18 protein-coding genes and 1 pseudogene are annotated in these 17,721 nt (G+C 72.6%); 14 read left to right on the top strand and 5 right to left on the bottom strand.

The features are described 5' to 3' along the window. The first annotated feature begins 60 nt into the window (after positions 1-60). The 14 genes and pseudogenes from ACFYXM_RS28475 to ACFYXM_RS28410 all read left to right on the top strand — a co-directional run bounded on the left by ACFYXM_RS28475 (position 61) and on the right by ACFYXM_RS28410 (position 12,383). Positions 61-1,344 (top strand): GAF domain-containing protein, encoded by a 1,284-nt coding sequence (locus ACFYXM_RS28475; protein ID WP_389293560.1) that lies wholly within the window; start codon positions 61-63, stop codon positions 1,342-1,344. A 222-nt stretch (positions 1,345-1,566) separates the two neighbouring features. Next, positions 1,567-2,193: a GNAT family N-acetyltransferase gene (locus ACFYXM_RS28470; protein WP_389293558.1), complete on the top strand. Its 627-nt coding sequence runs from the start codon at positions 1,567-1,569 to the stop codon at positions 2,191-2,193. Between the two features lie 374 nt (positions 2,194-2,567). Beyond that, positions 2,568-2,651, top strand: a complete 84-nt coding sequence (locus tag ACFYXM_RS28465; RefSeq protein WP_317864749.1) for a putative leader peptide — start codon at positions 2,568-2,570, stop codon at positions 2,649-2,651. A gap of 137 nt (positions 2,652-2,788) precedes the next feature. Further along, positions 2,789-4,486 carry a nitrite/sulfite reductase gene (locus tag ACFYXM_RS28460; protein WP_389293556.1) on the top strand — a complete coding sequence of 566 codons (1,698 nt, stop codon included), beginning with the start codon at positions 2,789-2,791 and terminating at the stop codon, positions 4,484-4,486. Continuing rightward, positions 4,483-4,662, top strand: coding sequence for a hypothetical protein (locus ACFYXM_RS28455; protein ID WP_389293554.1), 180 nt, complete (start codon positions 4,483-4,485; stop codon positions 4,660-4,662). The genes ACFYXM_RS28460 and ACFYXM_RS28455 overlap by 4 nt, the downstream gene beginning before the upstream one ends. Beyond that, positions 4,659-5,423 carry a phosphoadenylyl-sulfate reductase gene (locus ACFYXM_RS28450; RefSeq protein WP_389293553.1) on the top strand — a complete coding sequence of 255 codons (765 nt, stop codon included), beginning with the start codon at positions 4,659-4,661 and terminating at the stop codon, positions 5,421-5,423. Before ACFYXM_RS28455 ends, ACFYXM_RS28450 begins: the two co-directional genes overlap by 4 nt. A 95-nt stretch (positions 5,424-5,518) precedes the next feature. Further along, the gene (gene cysC / locus ACFYXM_RS28445; RefSeq protein ID WP_389293606.1) at positions 5,519-6,064 is read left to right on the top strand and encodes an adenylyl-sulfate kinase; all 546 of its coding nucleotides are present in this window, start codon (positions 5,519-5,521) and stop codon (positions 6,062-6,064) included. Then, positions 6,061-6,996 carry a sulfate adenylyltransferase subunit CysD gene (cysD, locus tag ACFYXM_RS28440; RefSeq protein ID WP_389293551.1) on the top strand — a complete coding sequence of 312 codons (936 nt, stop codon included), beginning with the start codon at positions 6,061-6,063 and terminating at the stop codon, positions 6,994-6,996. Before cysC ends, cysD begins: the two co-directional genes overlap by 4 nt. After that, positions 6,997-8,343: a sulfate adenylyltransferase subunit 1 gene (locus ACFYXM_RS28435; protein WP_389293549.1), complete on the top strand. Its 1,347-nt coding sequence runs from the start codon at positions 6,997-6,999 to the stop codon at positions 8,341-8,343. Beyond that, a complete protein-coding gene (locus ACFYXM_RS28430) occupies positions 8,343-8,513 on the top strand; it encodes a hypothetical protein (RefSeq protein ID WP_389293547.1) in 171 nt (56 codons plus the stop codon). The genes ACFYXM_RS28435 and ACFYXM_RS28430 overlap by 1 nt, the downstream gene beginning before the upstream one ends. Before the next feature lie 202 nt (positions 8,514-8,715). After that, positions 8,716-9,828: pseudogene (locus ACFYXM_RS28425) on the top strand (aliphatic sulfonate ABC transporter substrate-binding protein); the annotation flags it as partial. 71 nt (positions 9,829-9,899) lie between these two features. After that, on the top strand, positions 9,900-10,688 hold the full coding sequence (locus ACFYXM_RS28420; protein ID WP_389293545.1) for an ABC transporter ATP-binding protein: 789 nt from the start codon (positions 9,900-9,902) through the stop codon (positions 10,686-10,688). Beyond that, positions 10,675-11,553, top strand: a complete 879-nt coding sequence (locus tag ACFYXM_RS28415) for an ABC transporter permease (RefSeq protein ID WP_389293543.1) — start codon at positions 10,675-10,677, stop codon at positions 11,551-11,553. Before ACFYXM_RS28420 ends, ACFYXM_RS28415 begins: the two co-directional genes overlap by 14 nt. Before the next feature lie 8 nt (positions 11,554-11,561). Then, positions 11,562-12,383 carry a sirohydrochlorin chelatase gene (locus ACFYXM_RS28410; protein WP_389293541.1) on the top strand — a complete coding sequence of 274 codons (822 nt, stop codon included), beginning with the start codon at positions 11,562-11,564 and terminating at the stop codon, positions 12,381-12,383. A gap of 167 nt (positions 12,384-12,550) precedes the next feature. Here the strand turns inward: ACFYXM_RS28410 and ACFYXM_RS28405 are convergent, their stop codons facing one another. From ACFYXM_RS28405 to ACFYXM_RS28385, 5 genes are all read right to left on the bottom strand, one after another. Next, a complete protein-coding gene (locus ACFYXM_RS28405; protein WP_389293539.1) occupies positions 12,551-13,099 on the bottom strand; it encodes a GNAT family N-acetyltransferase in 549 nt (182 codons plus the stop codon). A 169-nt stretch (positions 13,100-13,268) separates the two neighbouring features. Continuing rightward, positions 13,269-14,843 (bottom strand): long-chain fatty acid--CoA ligase, encoded by a 1,575-nt coding sequence (locus tag ACFYXM_RS28400; RefSeq protein WP_389293537.1) that lies wholly within the window; start codon positions 14,841-14,843, stop codon positions 13,269-13,271. A gap of 100 nt (positions 14,844-14,943) precedes the next feature. After that, entirely contained in the window at positions 14,944-15,816 is an 873-nt protein-coding gene (hcaB, locus tag ACFYXM_RS28395) for a 3-(cis-5,6-dihydroxycyclohexa-1,3-dien-1-yl)propanoate dehydrogenase (protein ID WP_389293535.1), read from the bottom strand. 3 nt (positions 15,817-15,819) lie between these two features. Continuing rightward, entirely contained in the window at positions 15,820-16,695 is an 876-nt protein-coding gene (locus ACFYXM_RS28390) for an alpha/beta fold hydrolase (protein WP_389293533.1), read from the bottom strand. A 177-nt stretch (positions 16,696-16,872) separates the two neighbouring features. Beyond that, entirely contained in the window at positions 16,873-17,433 is a 561-nt protein-coding gene (locus ACFYXM_RS28385) for a 3-phenylpropionate/cinnamic acid dioxygenase subunit beta (RefSeq protein WP_389293531.1), read from the bottom strand. Positions 17,434-17,721 lie beyond the last annotated feature (288 nt).

The raw sequence follows: 17,721 nt of genomic DNA, 5'->3' as shown, positions 1-17,721 counted from the left end.
GGGCCCCGGTCGGGGCAGGATGGGCCGGCGGGCCATCGGGCCGTTCCGGCGACTGGGGGAATGAGAGTGGAGACAAGCGCTGCCGAGGTGAGGCGACCGGCCGTCCCGCGGCCGGCCCAGGCCCTGCGCCGGATCCACCGTTCCGGGGAGAGGAAGTCGGGGGGCGAGGGCCCGCCGACCGCGCTCCGCCCGGAGATCGGCGCCTCGTGGGACCGGGTGCTGCGCAGCGGCCTCGATCCGGACCAGTCCACGGAGAGCGTGCTGCTGGAGACGGACGAGGTCGAGCGCAGGCGCCGGACGTCGGCGCTGAACGAGGTGATGCCGCTGCTGAGCGAGAGCCTGGTGTCGCTCGCGGACGCCGCCCAGCAGATCGTGGTGGTCACCGACATGGAGGGCCGGGTGCTGTGGCGCCGGGGCAACCCGGGCGTGCTGCGCCGGGCGGACGACATCTGTCTGGCGGAGGGCGCCGCCTGGGCGGAGGAGAGCACGGGGACGAACGCGATCGGTACGGCGCTCGTCTCGCGCGCGCCGGTCCAGGTCCATTCCTCGGAGCACTTCGTGCGCCGTCTGCACAAGTGGACGTGCGCGGCGGCCCCGGTCCGCGATCCGCGGGACGGCCGGCTGATGGGGATCGTCGACATGAGCGGCCCGGCGTCCACCTTCCATCCGACCTCGCTGGCCCTCGTCGGTTCGGTGGCCAGGCTGGCGGAGAGCGAGCTCAGGAACCGGCATCTGCGGGCTATCGACCGGCTGCGTTCGGTGGCGGCGCCCTTGCTGTGCCGGCTGGGCGGCCGGGCCGTGGCGGTGGACACCCACGGGTGGCTGGTGGCGGTGACCGGGATGCCTCCGGTGGAGCGGCTGCCGCTGCCCAAGTCGATGCGGCCGGGCCGGGTCTGGCTGCCGTCGCTCGGCATGTGCGAGGCGGAGCCGCTGCCCGGGGGCTGGCTGGTGCGGGCGACGGAAGGACCGGGGGACGGGCCGCGCCGACGGGTGGTGCTGGACCTGAGCCGGCCGCACGGGCTCTCGGTCAGCGTGGTGGGCGCGGTGGACACCTGGACGCAGCGGCTGTCGCCGCGCCACGCGGAGCTGCTGTACGCGCTGGCGTTGCACCGCGAGGGCCGTACGGCGTCCGAACTGGCGGAGGACATCTTCGGGGACGCGACCCGGACGGTGACGGTGCGGGCGGAGATCTCCCGGATCCGCCGCCATCTCGCGGAGGTCCTGGCGCACCGCCCGTACCGCTTCGGCGAGGGGGTCGAGGTGGAGGTGATCCGTCCGGAACAGTCGGCCGATCTGCTGCCGCGCTCGACGGCGCCGGTGGTGGTCAGGACCCGTACGGCGTGAGCGGGGGCGGGCCGTGCGCACGGTCCGGGTTCCGGGCCGGGGCGGATGTCACGACCGGGGCCGGGGGCGCAGGGCCCGGGGGTGCGCCGTACGACGTGGGCGGGGGCGGGCGTGCGGTCCGGGCGGGGGCGGGCGTGCGGTCCGGGCGGGGGCGGGGCGTGCGGTCCGGGCGGGGCGGGACCGGCTTGGGCGCGAGGCGCCCGGCATGGTTCCCTGGCAGCCATGAACAACCCCGCGCACCCCTCCGCCACCGACGGCCCCGCCGACTCCGGTGTCTCCCCCGCCACCGACGAGGTGACCATCTGGTCCCTGGAGCAGACCTCCCCGGACGACCTGCGCCCCGCCGCGCTCCCCGAGGGCGATGTGCGGATCGTGCGGTCCGAGGTGCCGCTGCCCGAGTTCAGCCGGTTCCTGTACACGGCGGTCGGCGGCGACATCCGGTGGACGGACCGGCTCCCGATGACGTACGCGCAGTGGCAGGAGGCCCTGGAGCGTCCCGGGGCGGAGACCTGGGTGGCGTACGAGAACGGCACCCCCGCCGGATACATCGAACTGGACCCGCAGGACGACGGCGTGGTCGAGATCATGTATTTCGGGCTGATACCCGCCTTCCGGGGGCGCCGGATCGGCGGTCACCTGCTCTCGTACGGGGTCGCCCGCGCCTGGGACCTCGCGGAGCGCTGGCCGGAGCGGACGCCGACGAAGCGGGTGTGGCTGCACACGTGTTCCAAGGACGGTCCGCACGCCATGGACAACTACCTGCGGCGGGGATTCCGGCTGTTCGACACCAAGGTGGAGCGGGAGCCCGTGGTGGACACCCCCGGTCCGTGGCCGGGGGCGCAGCGGTAACGGGTGGCGGGCGACGACGCAATCGGCGGTGGCGCGACGGCACGGGGCCCGCGCGGGTGGGCGATCGGGGCGTGTTTCGAGAGTAGCGCCGTCCGCCCGACGGGCGGGGCCCGCGGCGTCCGGTGCGGTGCGTCGCAAGGCGGATGGTCGTCCTCGCACGGGGCGTACGCGGACGACCCCGACAACGTGGCGAGGCGCCGTGCCAGGCGTCGCGGGCCGGGCGGAACTTTCGAAACACGCCCTACGGCCACCACGGCCATACGCCTCGCGTGCGCGCCATGCCGGAGAGCACGCCGTCTCGTATTGCAGGACTTTCACGTCCGCATCATGGACCGTAGTGGACTGGCCGGAGAAGGGCGTGCCAGGCTTCCGTCATGCCCGGAACTGGAATCGCCTTGGTGAGTCGACGCCACGTCGACCTCGGCCGTGTGTCCAGCGCCATCTGTCCGGCGAGCTGAGAGTCCCAGCACCGCCGCCGCGTTCTCCCCGTTCTCCCCCTCTTTCTTCTCCTCTGCGATTCCCCGCGCACCGCCGCGCCTCGATGCGGGTGTGCGGTTCAGAGCCGCCCTCCCGCAGTCCCGAAGGACGTACTGTCATGGCCGCCACCCCGGATCAGCCCGCGACCACCACGCCCCGCCGCAAGGCCGGACGCCACCGTGGCGAGGGTCAGTGGGCCGTGGGGCATCACACGCCGCTCAACGGCAACGAGCAGTTCAAGAAGGACGACGACGGTCTCAATGTGCGGACACGCATTGAGACGGTCTACGCCAAGCGCGGATTCGACTCGATCGACCCCGACGACCTGCGCGGGCGCATGCGTTGGTGGGGTCTGTACACCCAGCGCAAGCCCGGGATCGACGGCGGCAAGACGGCGATCCTGGAGCCGGAGGAGCTGGACGACCGGTACTTCATGCTGCGGGTCAGGATCGACGGCGGCCGGCTGACCACCGCTCAGCTGCGGGTGATCGGTGAGATCTCGCAGGAGTACGCCCGCGACACCGCGGACATCACCGACCGGCAGAACATCCAGCTGCACTGGATCCGCATCGAGGACGTCCCCGCGATCTGGGAGAAGCTGGAGGCCGTGGGGCTCTCCACCACCGAGGCGTGCGGCGACTGCCCCCGCGTGATCATCGGTTCCCCCGTGGCGGGCATCGCCGACGACGAGATCATCGACGGCACCCCGGCGGTCGACGAGATCCACGACCGCTACATCGGCGACAAGGAATTCTCCAACCTGCCGCGCAAGTTCAAGACCGCGATCTCCGGTTCGCCGGTGCAGGACGTGGTGCACGAGATCAACGACATCGCGTTCGTCGGTGTGGTCCATCCCGAGCACGGGCCGGGCTTCGACGTGTGGGTCGGCGGCGGGCTCTCCACCAACCCCCGGCTCGCCGAACGGCTGGGCGCCTGGGTGCCGCTCGACGAGGTCGCCGACGTCTGGGCCGGGGTCGTCGGCATCTTCCGCGACTACGGCTACCGGCGGCTGCGCAACCGCGCCCGGCTGAAGTTCCTGATGGCGGACTGGGGCCCCGCGAAGTTCCGCCAGGTGCTGGAGGACGAGTACCTGAAGCGTCCGCTGATCGACGGGCCCGCGCCCGAGCAGCCCAGCAGCCGCTGGCGCGACCACGTCGGGGTGCACCGGCAGCGGGACGGCCGCTTCTACGTCGGATTCGCCCCCCGGGTCGGCCGCGTGGACGGTTCCGCCCTGGCCGAGATCGCGGACCTGGCCGCCGCCCACGGTTCGGACCGGCTGCGTACCACCGTCGAGCAGAAGATGATCGTCCTCGACGTGGCCGAGGACCGGCTGGAATCGCTGGTCGCCGGTCTGGAGGCGCTGGACTTCCAGGTGAAGCCGTCACCGTTCCGGCGCGGCACGATGGCCTGCACCGGCATCGAGTTCTGCAAGCTGGCGATCGTCGAGACGAAGGCGCGCGGCGCCTCGCTGATCGACGAACTGGAGCGCAGGCTACCGGACTTCGACGAACCGCTCACCATCAACATCAACGGCTGCCCCAACGCCTGCGCCCGCATCCAGACCGCGGACATCGGTCTCAAGGGCCAGCTGGTGCTGGACGCCGACGGCAACCAGGTGGAGGGCTACCAGGTGCACCTCGGCGGCACCCTCGGCCTGGAGGCCGGGTTCGGCCGCAAGGTCCGCGGCCTGAAGGTCACTTCGGACGAACTGCCCGACTACGTCGAGCGCGTGCTCGTCCGTTTCCGGGAGGAGCGCGAGGAAGGCGAGCGGTTCGCCGCCTGGGCGGCGCGGGCGAGCGCGGAGTCGCTGTCATGAGCGGGCGCGCCGCCCCGTTCCACTGCCCGTACTGCGGCGACGAGGACCTGCGCCCGCACGAGGCCGGGCACGGCGCCTGGGAATGCGCCTCCTGCAACCGCGCGTTCCAGCTCAGGTTTCTGGGCCTGCTGACCCGGGGTCTTCAGAGCAACGACGGTGAAGGGGAGGCGACATGACGAGCAGCCAGTCGCGCGCGGGGCTTGAGGCCGGAGGCTCCGCCGATGTCCAGGACGCCGGGAACGGTCACTCCGGGACCGACGCCCTCAGGCTCCTGGCCGAGCGGGCGGGCCGGGAGCTGGAGGACGCCTCCGCGCCGGAGATCCTGAAGTGGGCCGCCGACACCTTCGGCGAGAGGTTCTGCGTCACCTCCTCGATGGAGGACGCGGTCGTCGCCCACCTCGCCTCGCGCGTCCGTCCCGGCGTCGACGTGGTGTTCCTCGACACGGGCTACCACTTCCCCGAGACCATCGGCACCCGCGACGCGGTCGAGGCGGTGATGGACGTCAACGTCATCACGCTCACCCCGCGCCGAACGGTGGCCGAGCAGGACGCCGCGTACGGGCCGGGGCTGCACGACCGCGACCCCGACCTGTGCTGCCGGCTGCGCAAGGTCCAGCCCCTCCAGGAGGGCCTGACCGGATACACGGCCTGGGCGACCGGGCTGCGCCGCGACGAGTCCCCCACCCGGGCGAACACCCCGGTGGTCGGCTGGGACGAGAAGCGGCGGAAGGTCAAGATCTCCCCGATCGCCCGCTGGACGCAGGACGACGTCGACGCGTACGTGGCGGAGCACGGCGTCCTCACCAACCCGTTGCTGATGGACGGCTACGCCTCCGTCGGCTGCGCGCCCTGCACGCGCAGGGTGCCGGCGGGCGAGGACGCCCGAGCCGGGCGCTGGGCCGGCCGGGACAAGACCGAGTGCGGGCTGCACGGCTGATGACGGGCGGCGAAGGACCCGCCGAGGGGCGACGGACGACGGCCGCGGGACGGCCGGCCGAGGAAAGACTGATGACGACTGACCGGGAGACTTCGATGAGCGTGACGGAGACGGGAGCCACCATCTGGCTCACCGGTCTGCCGAGCGCGGGCAAGACCACCATCGCGTACGAGCTGGCCGGGCGGCTGCGCGGCGAGGGCCACCGTGTGGAGGTCCTCGACGGGGACGAGATCCGGGAGTTCCTCTCCGCCGGTCTCGGCTTCTCCCGCGAGGACCGCCACACCAACGTGCAGCGGATCGGCTTCGTCGCGGAGTTGCTGGCGGCCAACGGGGTGAAGGTGCTGGTCCCGGTCATCGCCCCGTACGCGGACAGCCGGGACGCGGTGCGGAAGCGGCACCGGGCGGAGGGCACCGCGTACCTGGAGGTGCACGTCGCGACGCCGGTCGAGGTCTGCTCGAAGCGCGACGTGAAGGGCCTCTACGCCAAGCAGGCGGCGGGCGAGATCAGCGGTCTGACGGGGGTCGACGACCCGTACGAGGAGCCCGAGTCGCCGGACCTGCGGATCGAGTCGCACCGGCAGACCGTGCAGGAGTCCGCGGCGCGGCTGTACGCGCTGCTGAGCGAGAGAGGTGCGGCATGAGAGCCGTGGCGAACGTGTCGGAGGGCACCGACAGCCCGTACGCGCTCAGCCACCTGGACTCCTTGGAGTCGGAGGCGGTGCACATCTTCCGCGAGGTGGCGGGCGAGTTCGAGCGGCCGGTGGTCCTGTTCTCCGGCGGCAAGGACTCCATCGTGATGCTGCACCTGGCGCTCAAGGCGTTCGCGCCCGCGCCGGTGCCGTTCGCGCTACTGCACGTCGACACCGGGCACAACTTCCCCGAGGTGCTGGAGTACCGCGACCGCACCGTGGCCCGGCACGGGCTGCGGCTGCACGTCGCCTCGGTGCAGGAGTACATCGACGCCGGGAAGCTGCGCGAGCGTCCGGACGGCACCCGCAACCCGCTCCAGACGGTGCCACTGACCGAGGCCATCCAGCAGAACCGTTTCGACGCGGTGTTCGGCGGCGGGCGCCGCGACGAGGAGAAGGCGCGCGCGAAGGAGCGGGTGTTCTCGCTGCGCGACGAGTTCTCCCAGTGGGATCCGCGCCGCCAGCGCCCGGAGCTGTGGCAGCTGTACAACGGCCGGCACGCCCCCGGCGAGCACGTCCGGGTCTTCCCGCTCTCCAACTGGACCGAGCTGGACGTCTGGCAGTACATCGCCCGGGAGGGCATCGAGCTGCCGGAGATCTACTTCGCCCATGAGCGCGAGGTCTTCAGCCGGTCCGGGATGTGGCTGACCGCGGGCGACTGGGGCGGCCCCAAGGAGGGCGAACGGGTCGAGACCCGTCGGGTCCGCTACCGCACGGTCGGCGACATGTCGTGCACCGGCGCGGTGGACTCCGACGCCACCACGCTCGACGCCGTGATCGCAGAGATCGCCGCCTCCCGGCTCACCGAACGGGGCGCGACGCGCGCCGACGACAAACTGTCCGAGGCCGCGATGGAAGACCGCAAGCGCGAAGGGTACTTCTAGATGACCACGTCCACCCGGAACACGGAGCAGTTGTCGGCCACCACCCTGCTGCGGTTCGCCACCGCCGGGTCCGTCGACGACGGCAAGTCCACCCTCGTGGGACGTCTGCTGCACGACTCCAAGTCGGTGCTGGCCGACCAGCTGGAGGCCGTCGAGCACGCCTCCCGCAACCGCGGCCGACAGGCCCCCGACCTGGCACTGCTGACCGACGGGCTGCGGGCCGAGCGCGAGCAGGGCATCACCATCGACGTGGCGTACCGCTACTTCGCGACGCCGCGCCGCCGGTTCATCCTGGCCGACACCCCGGGGCATGTGCAGTACACCCGGAACATGGTGACGGGCGCCTCGACGGCCGAACTGGCCGTCGTCCTGGTCGACGCCCGCAACGGGGTCGTCGAGCAGACCCGCCGCCACGCCGCGGTCGCCGCGCTGCTGCGGGTGCCGCACGTGGTGCTGGCCGTCAACAAGATGGACCTGGTGCAGTACGCGGAGCCGGTGTTCGCCGCGATCGCCGAGGAGTTCACCGCCTACGCCGCGTCGCTGGGCGTGCCGGAGATCACCGCGATCCCGATCTCCGCGCTGGCCGGTGACAACGTGGTGGAGCCGTCCGCGCACATGGACTGGTACGGCGGGCCGACCGTGCTGGAGCACCTGGAGACGGTGCCGGCCGGCCATGACCTCACGGCCTGCCACGCCCGCTTCCCGGTGCAGTACGTCATCCGGCCGCAGACCGCCGAGCACCCCGACTACCGGGGCTACGCGGGCCGGATAGCGGCGGGCGCGTTCCGTGTCGGCGAGGCCGTGACCGTGCTGCCCTCGGGCCGTACGTCGACCGTCAGCGCCATCGACGCGCTCGGCGAGAGCGTGGACATCGCCTGGGAGCCGCAGTCCGTGACGCTGCGGCTGGCCGACGACATCGACATCTCGCGCGGCGACCTGATCGCCCCGTCGGCCGACGCCCCCGCGGTGACCCAGGACGTCGAGGCGACCGTCTGCCACGTCGCGGACCGGCCGCTCGCCGTCGGACAGCGGGTGCTGCTCAAGCACACCACCCGCACGGTGAAGGCGATCGTCAAGGACATCCCCTCGCGCCTGGCCCTGGACGACCTCGCCCAGCACCCGGCGCCGGGCAGCCTCGTCGCCAACGACATCGGCCGCGTCGTGATCCGCACGGCGGAGCCGCTCGCCCTCGACGCGTACGCGGACTCCCGGCGCACCGGCTCCTTCCTGCTGATCGACCCGGCCGACGGCACGACGCTGACGGCCGGGATGGCGGGGGCCTCGTTCGCCGCCGCGTCCGGTGCCGGGGCCGAGGGCACCGCCGACGACGCCGAATGGGACTTCTGATGGGCATCGACGTCCGCTCCGCGTCCGGGGACGTCCGCTCCGTGTTCGCGGACGTCTACGCCACGTTCGCGAAGGAGGGCGGCCGCGTCGGCAGCGGCGCCCTCGGCAGCGGTCAGGGCGGGGTCGCACGATGTGCGCGGTGCGAGCGGTGTGCGCGGTGCACCCGATGACGTACGCCCACCACTCGCGCCCCCGCGCCCACCGACCGTGCCCGCACGCGCGCCGCGCGCACCGTACGCACCGCCGGTTCGTCCGCGCGTACGGCCGGTTCATCCGGTTCAGCCGGCTCGGACGAAGACCCGCCGACTCCCGGCCGCGTCCCCCTGGATTCCGAGGGACGTGAGCGCCGGGCCAACGAGAGGAACACCTCCCGTGCCTGCCCTCCGTACCACCGCACGCCGCCGACTGGCCGCCGTCACCGCCCTGCCGCTGCTCGCCGTCGCGCTCACCGGCTGCGGCTACGGCTCCGCGGCGAAGGACGACGACACGAAGAAGCCGGCCGTCGCCGCCGGGGCGAAGAAGCTCTCCGTGGACACCGTGCGCATCGGCTACTTCCCCAACCTCACGCACGCCACCGCCCTGGTGGGCGACCAGGAGGGCCTGTTCCAGAAGGAACTGGGCGGCACCGCGCTCAGGACCTCGCAGTTCGACGCGGGCCCGTCCGAGATCGAGGCGCTGAACGCCGGTTCGATCGACATCGGCTTCATCGGCCCCTCACCGTCCATCAACGGATACACCAGGTCCAGGGGCAAGTCCCTGCGGATCATCGGCGGTTCGGCCTCCGGCGGGGTCAAGCTGGTCGTCGACCCGAAGAAGATCAGGACCCTGGACGACCTCAAGGGCAAGAAGATCGCCACCCCGCAACTCGGCAACACCCAGGACGTGGCCTTCCTCGACTGGATCTCCGAGAAGGGCTGGAAGGTCGACGCCCAGAGCGGCAAGGGCGACGTGTCCGTGGTCCGCACGGACAACAAGGTGACCCCGGACGCCTTCAAGTCCGGGTCCATCGACGGCGCGTGGGTCCCCGAGCCCACCGCGTCCAAGCTCGTCGCCGAGGGCGCGAAGGAGCTGCTCGACGAGTCGTCGCTGTGGCCGGACGACAAGTTCGTGATCACCAACATCATCGTGTCGCAGAATTTCCTCGCCGAGCACCCGGACGTCGTCGAGGCGGTGCTGCGCGGCTCGGTGAAGACCAACGAGTGGATCGGCGCCGACCCGGACAGGGCGAAGGCGTCCGCGAACGCCGCGCTGGAGAAGCTGACCGGCGAGCCGCTGCCCGCCGAGATCCTCGACCCGGCGTGGACGTCCATCCGGATCACCGACGACCCGCTGGCCGCCACGCTCGACGCGCAGGCGGAGCACGCGGTGAAGGCCGGGCTGCTGGAGAAGCCCGACCTGAACGGCATCTACGACCTGAAGCCGCTGAACAAGGTCCTGAAGGCCGCAGGCAGACCCGAGGTCTCCGACGCCGGTCTCGGCGTCAAGCAGCCCCGCCCGAACCCGAACCCGGATCCCGTCCCCGGGACCCGGACTCAGACCCCCAGGAGGTGACGACCATGGCGACCACGCTCACCAGGGCCGAGGACCGCACCGCGGTCGGCCACGCCGCCCGTATCTCGCACGTGTCCAAGTCCTTCGGCGGACCGGAGGGCCCGCAACTCGTCCTGGACGACGTCTCGCTCGATGTCGCGCCCGGCGAGTTCATCACCCTCCTGGGGGCCTCCGGGTGCGGAAAGTCGACGCTGCTCAACCTGGTGGCCGGGCTCGACCGTCCGACGACCGGTTCCATCGAGACCCCCGGCGGGCGGCCGGCCCTGATGTTCCAGGAACACGCCCTGTTCCCGTGGCTGACCGCGGGCCGCAACATCGAACTCGCGCTGCGCCTGCGCGGCGTGCCCAGGTCAAAGCGGCGCGCGGAGGCGGATCGGCTGCTCGGCCTCGTCCGGCTCGGCGGGGCGTACAAGAAGCGCGTGCACGAGCTCTCGGGCGGCATGCGACAGCGCGTGGCGATGGCCCGCGCCCTCGCCCAGGACAGTCAACTGCTGCTGATGGACGAGCCGTTCGCCGCGCTCGACGCCATCACCAGGGACGTGCTGCACGACGAACTGACCCGGATCTGGCGGGAGACGAACGTCTCGGTCCTCTTCGTCACCCACAACGTGCGCGAGGCGGTACGGCTGGCCCAGCGGGTCGTCCTGCTGTCCTCCCGCCCCGGCCGGATCGCCCGCGAGTGGACCGTCGGCATCGAGCAGCCGCGCCGCATCGAGGACAGCGCGGTCGCGGAACTGTCCGTCGAGATCACCGAACAACTGCGTGGGGAGATCCGCCGCCATGGCCGGCACTGACACCGAGCCCGACGACCTGGCGGGCCTGGAGGCCGGACTCGACGCCCTGGACGCCGTGCGGGAGCACCGCACGCCCGTGCGCGAGGTGCTGCTGCGCAAGGTCCTGCCGCCGCTGCTGGCCGTGGCCCTGGTGCTCGTCGTCTGGCAGCTCCTCGTCCGGGCCCGGGTCACCGACGACTACAAGCTGCCGTCACCGGCAGCGGTCTGGCGGAGCGCGACCGGCATGTGGCTCCAGGGAACGCTCCTGGACGTCATCTGGACCAGCGTCTCGCGCGGTCTGCTCGGCTTCCTGCTGGCCGTGGCGATCGGTACGCCGCTGGGCCTGCTGGTGGCCCGGGTCAAGCCCGTGCGGGCGGCGATCGGCCCGATCCTGTCCGGGCTGCAGTCCCTGCCATCGGTGGCCTGGGTGGCGCCCGCCGTGATCTGGCTCGGCCTGAACGACCGGATGATGTACGCGGTGATCCTGCTGGGCGCGGTGCCCTCGGTCGCCAACGGTCTGGTGTCGGGCGTCGACCAGGTGCCGCCGCTGTTCCTCAGGGCGGGCCGCACGCTCGGCGCGACGGGACTGCGCGGGACCCGGCACATCGTGCTGCCCGCGGCGCTGCCGGGTTACCTCGCCGGTCTCAAGCAGGGCTGGGCGTTCTCCTGGCGCTCGCTGATGGCCGCCGAGATCATCGCCTCCTCGCCCGATCTTGGCCTGGGACTCGGGCAGTTGCTGGAGAACGGCCGCAACAACGCGGACATGCCCGGCATCTTCCTCGCCATCGTCCTGATCCTGTTCGTCGGCATCGCGATCGACCTGCTGGTCTTCAGTCCGCTGGAGCGGCGGGTGCTGCGCGGCCGCGGTCTCCTCGTCAAGAACTGAGCCACGCCGTGTCCGCCCCGGTACTCCTCGTCATCGCCCACGGCAGCCGCGATCCGCGGCACGCGGCAACCGTGCATGCGCTCACCGCGCGGGTGCGGTCGCTGCGGCCGGGGCTGCGTGTGGAGACCGGCTTCCTGGACTTCAACGCCCCGTCCGTACCCGGGGTGCTGGAACGCCTGGCGGCGCAGGGCGCCGAGAACGCCGGTGACACCGTCGATGTCGTCGCGCTGCCGCTGCTGCTGACCCGGGCCTTCCACGCCAAGTCCGACATCCCCGCGGTGCTGTACGAGGCACGGACCCGGCTGCCCCGGCTGCGCGTCCGTCGGGCCGAGGTGCTCGGCCCGTCGCCGCTGCTGAACGCGGCGCTGGAACGTCGGCTGCGCGAGGCCGGGGTCCGCCCCGGCGACCGCGCCTCGACCGGGCTCGTCCTGGCCTCGGCGGGCTCCACGGACCCGGAGGCGATCGCAGTGATCGCTGAAATCGCGCGGGAGCTGCGGCACACCGGTTGGTGCGCCGTGCGGCCTGCGTTCGCCTCCGCCACATCTCCCGCAGGGTTCCCCCGCACCGAGGACGCGGTGCGGGCCCTGCGGGCCGAGGGGGTGCGGCGGGTGGCGGTGGCCCCGTACGTCGTCGCCCCCGGCCGTCTCCCCGACCGGATAGCGACGGGCGCGACCGGAGCGGACGTGCTGGCCGACGTCCTGGGCCCGGCGGAGGAGCTGGCCCGCCTGCTGCTGCACCGGTACGACGAGGCCCGCGCACCGGTCGCGCGAGCGACGGCGCCGGTCGGGCACGCGGCCGGGTTCGCGCGGACGGCCACGCTCAGCGCGTAACCCGTTCCGGGACGGTCTCCGCACCCGGGCGCTCCCGGACCGGCCGGACCGGCTCGCGCCCGGGCACCGTCGGCCCGGCCGGACGGCATCCGCACGCACCCCCACACCGCCCGGCGGACGGACGGTCCTACGACCCGGCGAGCACGTCTCACAGGCTGCGCGGCATGTCAGTGCGGCATGGCGGAGAGGGCCGTGTCGATGGTGGTGACCTGTGCGGGCTCGACCACCATCAGCACCACGGTTCCCTCCCGCACATCGGCCTCGGCCACCGGGCGGAAGCCTCCGGCGGCGTAACGCTCCCGGGCGGCGGTGTCCTCGACGGGCGGGGCCGCCGTGATGCGGCGGCAGGACGGATCGGCCGCGAAGAGGGCCGCGACCAGGGAGCGGAGCAGCCCCGCGGTGTCCCGGCCGTCGCCGGTCACCGGGTTCCGCGGCTCCGTGATGTCGAGCTCCAGCAGCAGATCGTGCGCGCCGACCGGGTAGCAGCCCCGCAGCGGATGGTGCAGCACCCGGTGGATCGTCACGCGGACGACCGGTCCGTTGTCGTGGCCGCTGGTCGCCGTGCAGGTGCGGACGGCGCCCGCCGGAGCCGCGCCGAACGGGACGGTGGCCCCGGCGGCGGGAGCGGACCCGGCAGGGCGCAGGGTCCATCCGGGGACGTGGCCGGGAAGGGCCGGGACGGGCAGCGGGTGGTGGCCGACGGTGGTGGGCGTCATGGGCGGCGACCCTTCGTGGTGGGGATCCCGGCAGGCGGTGGGACGAGTACTGCGATCGGTCCGGGGACCGGAGCGTGCGGCGGGCCGGGCCGGGGAACGGCCGCCCGGCCCTCGGCCGGTGGGGACGGCCGTCGGACCGGGAGGACGGGCGTCCGGGGCGGCCGGCCGGTCAGCCGGTGGTCGGCCCGGTGTCGGTGACGACATCGCGCACCCGGCTCTTGATCAGCTTGCCGCTCGCGTTGCGCGGCAGTTCGGGGGCGAGGACCAGGCGGGTGGGCAGCTTGTAGCGGGCGAGCCGGCCGGAACCGAAGTCGCGCACCTCCTGGAGGGTCGGTTCGACCCCCGGCTCGCAGGTGAGGACGGCGACGACGGTCTCGCCCCACTTCGGGTGGGGGATGCCGACGACTGCCACCTCGTGGACTCCGGGGAAGGCGCTCAGCACCCGCTCGACCTCGGCGGGATAGACGTTCTCGCCACCGCTGATGATCATGTCCTTGAGCCGGTCGACGACGTAGTAGTGGCCGTCCTCGTCGCGGTATCCGACATCGCCGCTGTGGAACCAGCCCGCGTCGTCGAACGCCTCCCGGGTCGCCCGGTGGTTGTTCCAGTAGCCGGCCACGACGTTCGGACCGCGCACGCAGATCTCGCCGCGCACATGCGGCTCCTCGATGACGGTGCCCCGGCCCGGGACCATCAGGCAGACATCGGTGTACGGCATGGGCAGACCGGCCGACCCGGTCTTCTCCAGGGTGCGCGCGGCGGGCAGATACGTGGCGAACGGCGCCGTCTCGGTCAGGCCCCAGGCCTGCTGCAGCAGCACCCCGTGCGACTCCGCGTAGTCCCGGATGAGCTGGGGCGGCACGGCGGCGCCCGCCACGATCACCGCGCGCAGCGCGGACAGATCGGCCTCCTTGAACCCCGGTGCGCGGGTGAGCGCCGCGAACATGGCCGGGACCGCGAAGACGCTGGTGACCCGGTGCGCCACCAGGTCGGCCAGGCACTGCTCGGGATCGAAGTGGCGGCGTACGACGACGACACCGCCGCGGGTGAGCGTGCGCAGCGTGAGGGCGTTGAGCCCGCCGATGTGGAAGAGCGGGGCCACGGCCAGGTTCACGTCGTCGGGCCGGGTGTCGACCATGGTGTCGACGTTCACCGCGTTCCACCACAGATTGCCGTGGGTGAGCATGACCCCCTTGGGCCGGCCGGTGGTCCCCGACGTGTACATCAGTGCGGCCAGGTCGTCGTCCCGCACCGGGACCGCGGTCTGCGGCGTCGTGTCGGTGGAGAGCACCTCGGACAGCGGGGTCCACACCGCGGGCGGGGCGGGCGCCGCGGGGCAGGACGGGTCGGTGTCGACGAGGACCGGCCGACGGACCGGGACCTCGGCGAGGATCGACTCCGCCAGGGACCGGTGGCTCTCCTCTGCGATCAGCGTGTGCGTTCCCGAGTCGGCGAGGATGTGCCGCACCTCGTCGGCGGCCAGCCGGTGGTTGACCGGCACGAACACCGCGCCGATATGGGTGGCTGCCAGCAACGTCTCCAGCAGCGTCGCGCTGTTGAGCCCCAGGAACGCCACGCGGTCGCCGCGCCGCACGCCGAGGGCGGCGAGCCCGGCGGCGAGCCTGCCCGTGGTCGCGGCGAGGGCGCCGGCCGTGATGGTCCGGCCCTCGTAGACGAGAGCGGGGGCGGCTGACTCGTACCGTGCTCTGCGCTGCACGGCGGCAGCAGGACTGATGTCGACCATGACCCGAGCGGCTCCTTCGGTGACTGTCGGCTGTGGCGGTGGTGGGGCGAGCTGTGGCGGTGGGGGCTGAGGCGGTCGGGGAAGGGGTGGGGGCGGCCGGTCAGAGACCGGCGCCGCCGGCCGCGGTGCGGAAGCCGCGTACGGCGATGCCGCCGTCCACCGGGACCACGGCACCGGTGATGTTGCCGCTGTTGCGGCGGGAAGCCAAAAGGACGTACGTCCCGGTGAAGTCCTCCGGCTCCACGCTCGCCTCGTACAGCGGCACGTTCGGGCGTTCGCCCGCCGCCTCGGCGCGGGCGAACGAGTCCTCGATCCTGCGCTCGTCGAGACCGAGGCTCTCCGGGCCCCGCAGCTGTGTGCGCATGCCGCCGCAGGCGACACCGTTGACCCGGACCCTGGGGGCGAGTTCGTACGCGAACTCCCGGACCAGGCCGAGGCAGGCGTGCTTGCTCGCCGTGTAGACGGGACCGCCGCCGTTGGTGTGGAAGGAGGAGTTGGAGAGAGTCATGACGATGCTGCCCCGGGTCGATACCAGCTCACGCCAGGCCGCCTCCACGGCGAGCAGATAGCCCTTGACGTTGACGGCGAAGACCTCGTCGAACGCCTCCGCCAGCTCCTCGCCCGTGAGCCGCGTGAGACTGCGGTGGTAGTCCCAGATCCCGGCATTGGGAACCAGGACGTCGAGCTTCCCGAACCGCTCGACGGTGGCGGCGACCGCCGCGTGCAGGTCCTGCGTCGAGCGTACGTCACCGGTGACGGCGAGCACCCGGTCGGCGTGTTCGCCCGCGGCCTCGGCCAGTACCTTCAGCTGCTCGGCGTCCCGGTCGAGCACCGCGACACTGGCGCCCTCGGCGAGGTACCGCAGCGCGATGGCGCGCCCGAGGCCGCCGGCGCCACCGGTGATCAGGGCGACGTCGCCGTCGAGCCAGCCGGCGGACGGTTCCGTGGGGGCGGGGTGTGCCGGGGTGGTCATGGCTCAGCGCTCCTGGAGGAAGTCGTTGACGAGCCGCTCGAACTCGGCCTGCCGCTCCAGCTGCACCCAGTGGCCGCAGCCTCCGAACACGTGCAGCTGGACGTCGCGGATCTGCTTGAGCATGAGCTGGGCGCCGTCGAGGGTGATGGTGCGGTCGTCACGTCCCCAGAGCAGCAGCGTCGGAGCCTTGATCCGGTGCACGTCGCGCCAGAGCGGGTCCATGCCGTGCCGCTTGCCGAAGGCCGCGTTGTAGCGGTGGTAGAACTCGATGTGGCTCGCGTCGAGGGATGCCTCGTACCGGGCCTGGACCGTGTCCTCCCAGCGCTTGGGCTCGGCCGTCATGACGCGGATGAAGTCCCGCATCTTCTTCACGGTCGGGCCCTCGCCGTTGTAGTAGCGGAACATCGCCTTCTGGCCCTCGGTGGGGGTCGGGCCGAACGGCAGCCACCCGCCGCCGGGCGCCATCAGGACCAGCTTCTCGACCCGCTCGGGCGCCGCGAGGGCGGTGGCGATCGCGGCCGCGCCGCCGAGGCTGTTGCCCAGCAGGTGGAACCGTTCGACGCCGAGGGCGTCGAGGGCCTGCAGGAGCGCGTCCACGGTGATCTCGGTGATGGAGCGGGCGTCCAGATCCTCCTCGGACGGCCGGTAGCTGCCGCCGAAGCCCGGCTGGTCGGGCAGGAGGATCCGGTGGTGCGGGGCGAGCGCGGCGAGGTTCTGCCGGTAGTTGGCGAGACCGGTGGCGCCCGGGCCGCCGCCGTGCAGCATGACCAGGACGGGGCCCTGACCGGCCTCACTGACCGAGATCGTGCCCAGGGACGTCTGGACGGTGTGTTCGGTGATCTCGGGCTCTACGGCGTCGGGTGTGCGGACGGACGTCACGGGAACTCCACGGGGGTGCGGGGCCGGCGGGGTGGGCCTGCCGGTCGGTACGGGGCAGGAGGGGCGGGCGGCCGTCGCCGCGGGTGCGGGAAGGGCGGTCGCCACGCGCGTGCCAGGCGTCGCGTGTCGGGCGGCGGTCGGAGAACAGGCCCGGCGTGCGGCAGGAGGGGCGGGCGGTCAGAGGAACGTACTGATGTTCTTGGCAAGCAGCACGTTCTGGTCGAGGAGGATGTGGCGGCGGGCGATCAGCAGCCGCCCGTCCTCCCCGCGGCGCAGCAGGTCCGTGCGGCCGCCCGCGTACACGTCGACCTCGCGCTCCAGCCGGTTGCGGTAGACCAGGAAGTCGGACTCGGCGACGTACGTGCCCGGCTCGTCGCCGACGCGCACGGCGACGTTGGTGATCAGGTGCCGGGTGCGCGACGGCGGGTCCTCGGCCCAGGCCATGCCGGAGTCGAACCGCCGGATGCGCCAGGCGAGGCTCGCCCTGGTCTCGTCGAAGACGGCGACCTCGCCCGGGGCGCCGTCGGCGAGCGACTGCTGGCGCCGCAGCCGGTTGGTGCGTACCGGCGCCCAGTAGTGCAGGTCCTCGGCGAGCAGTTCCAGCCAGTCGGCGTAGCGGTGCTGGTCGAGCAGTTGGGCTTCCAGCGTGTAGAAACGCTGCACCTCGAAGTGGAGCAGCAGGTCGTCCAGCGCCGCACCTCGAGTGGGGGCGGCGGAGTCCTGGGTGTGGGTGCTCATGGATCCTCCTAAGGGCTGTCCCGTGATCCGTGGCGGATCGGCGCGCGGCGTCGGATGTGGTGCGTCGCAAGGCGAAGGGATTGCCCGCATACCGGACGTATGTGGGCGTTCCGACAACGCGGCGAGGTGCCGCGGCTGTCGTCGGGCGCCCGTCAGGGGTGACGGGACAGCCCTTGGAAGGCCGTGCTGCGTCGGCCATCCCATCGCACGGCGGCGGGCGCGGGGAGCGGGTGTGCCGGTCCGCGGCACGGGCCGGGCGGTGGACCTCGGCCGGCTGCCGGGCGGCGG

The organism is Streptomyces sp. NPDC002476 (assembly GCF_042889785.1).
GTDB lineage: Bacteria > Actinomycetota > Actinomycetes > Streptomycetales > Streptomycetaceae > Streptomyces.
The sequence above is the reverse complement of the archived record's forward strand: the minus strand, read 5'-3'. Positions and strand labels throughout refer to the sequence as shown.

What these genes read in the sequence shown, in the direction of transcription:
- ACFYXM_RS28475 (WP_389293560.1), top strand. Translation starts at nt 61, where the DNA reads ATGAGAGTGGAGACAAGCGCTGCCGAGGTGAGGCGACCGGCCGTCCCG.
- ACFYXM_RS28470 (WP_389293558.1), top strand. Translation starts at nt 1,567, where the DNA reads ATGAACAACCCCGCGCACCCCTCCGCCACCGACGGCCCCGCCGACTCC.
- ACFYXM_RS28465 (WP_317864749.1), top strand. Translation starts at nt 2,568, where the DNA reads ATGCCCGGAACTGGAATCGCCTTGGTGAGTCGACGCCACGTCGACCTC.
- ACFYXM_RS28460 (WP_389293556.1), top strand. Translation starts at nt 2,789, where the DNA reads ATGGCCGCCACCCCGGATCAGCCCGCGACCACCACGCCCCGCCGCAAG.
- ACFYXM_RS28455 (WP_389293554.1), top strand. Translation starts at nt 4,483, where the DNA reads ATGAGCGGGCGCGCCGCCCCGTTCCACTGCCCGTACTGCGGCGACGAG.
- ACFYXM_RS28450 (WP_389293553.1), top strand. Translation starts at nt 4,659, where the DNA reads ATGACGAGCAGCCAGTCGCGCGCGGGGCTTGAGGCCGGAGGCTCCGCC.
- cysC (WP_389293606.1), top strand. Translation starts at nt 5,519, where the DNA reads ATGAGCGTGACGGAGACGGGAGCCACCATCTGGCTCACCGGTCTGCCG.
- cysD (WP_389293551.1), top strand. Translation starts at nt 6,061, where the DNA reads ATGAGAGCCGTGGCGAACGTGTCGGAGGGCACCGACAGCCCGTACGCG.
- ACFYXM_RS28435 (WP_389293549.1), top strand. Translation starts at nt 6,997, where the DNA reads ATGACCACGTCCACCCGGAACACGGAGCAGTTGTCGGCCACCACCCTG.
- ACFYXM_RS28430 (WP_389293547.1), top strand. Translation starts at nt 8,343, where the DNA reads ATGGGCATCGACGTCCGCTCCGCGTCCGGGGACGTCCGCTCCGTGTTC.
- ACFYXM_RS28420 (WP_389293545.1), top strand. Translation starts at nt 9,900, where the DNA reads ATGGCGACCACGCTCACCAGGGCCGAGGACCGCACCGCGGTCGGCCAC.
- ACFYXM_RS28415 (WP_389293543.1), top strand. Translation starts at nt 10,675, where the DNA reads ATGGCCGGCACTGACACCGAGCCCGACGACCTGGCGGGCCTGGAGGCC.
- ACFYXM_RS28405 (WP_389293539.1), bottom strand. Translation starts at nt 13,099, where the DNA reads ATGACGCCCACCACCGTCGGCCACCACCCGCTGCCCGTCCCGGCCCTT.
- ACFYXM_RS28400 (WP_389293537.1), bottom strand. Translation starts at nt 14,843, where the DNA reads ATGGTCGACATCAGTCCTGCTGCCGCCGTGCAGCGCAGAGCACGGTAC.
- hcaB (WP_389293535.1), bottom strand. Translation starts at nt 15,816, where the DNA reads ATGACCACCCCGGCACACCCCGCCCCCACGGAACCGTCCGCCGGCTGG.
- ACFYXM_RS28385 (WP_389293531.1), bottom strand. Translation starts at nt 17,433, where the DNA reads ATGAGCACCCACACCCAGGACTCCGCCGCCCCCACTCGAGGTGCGGCG.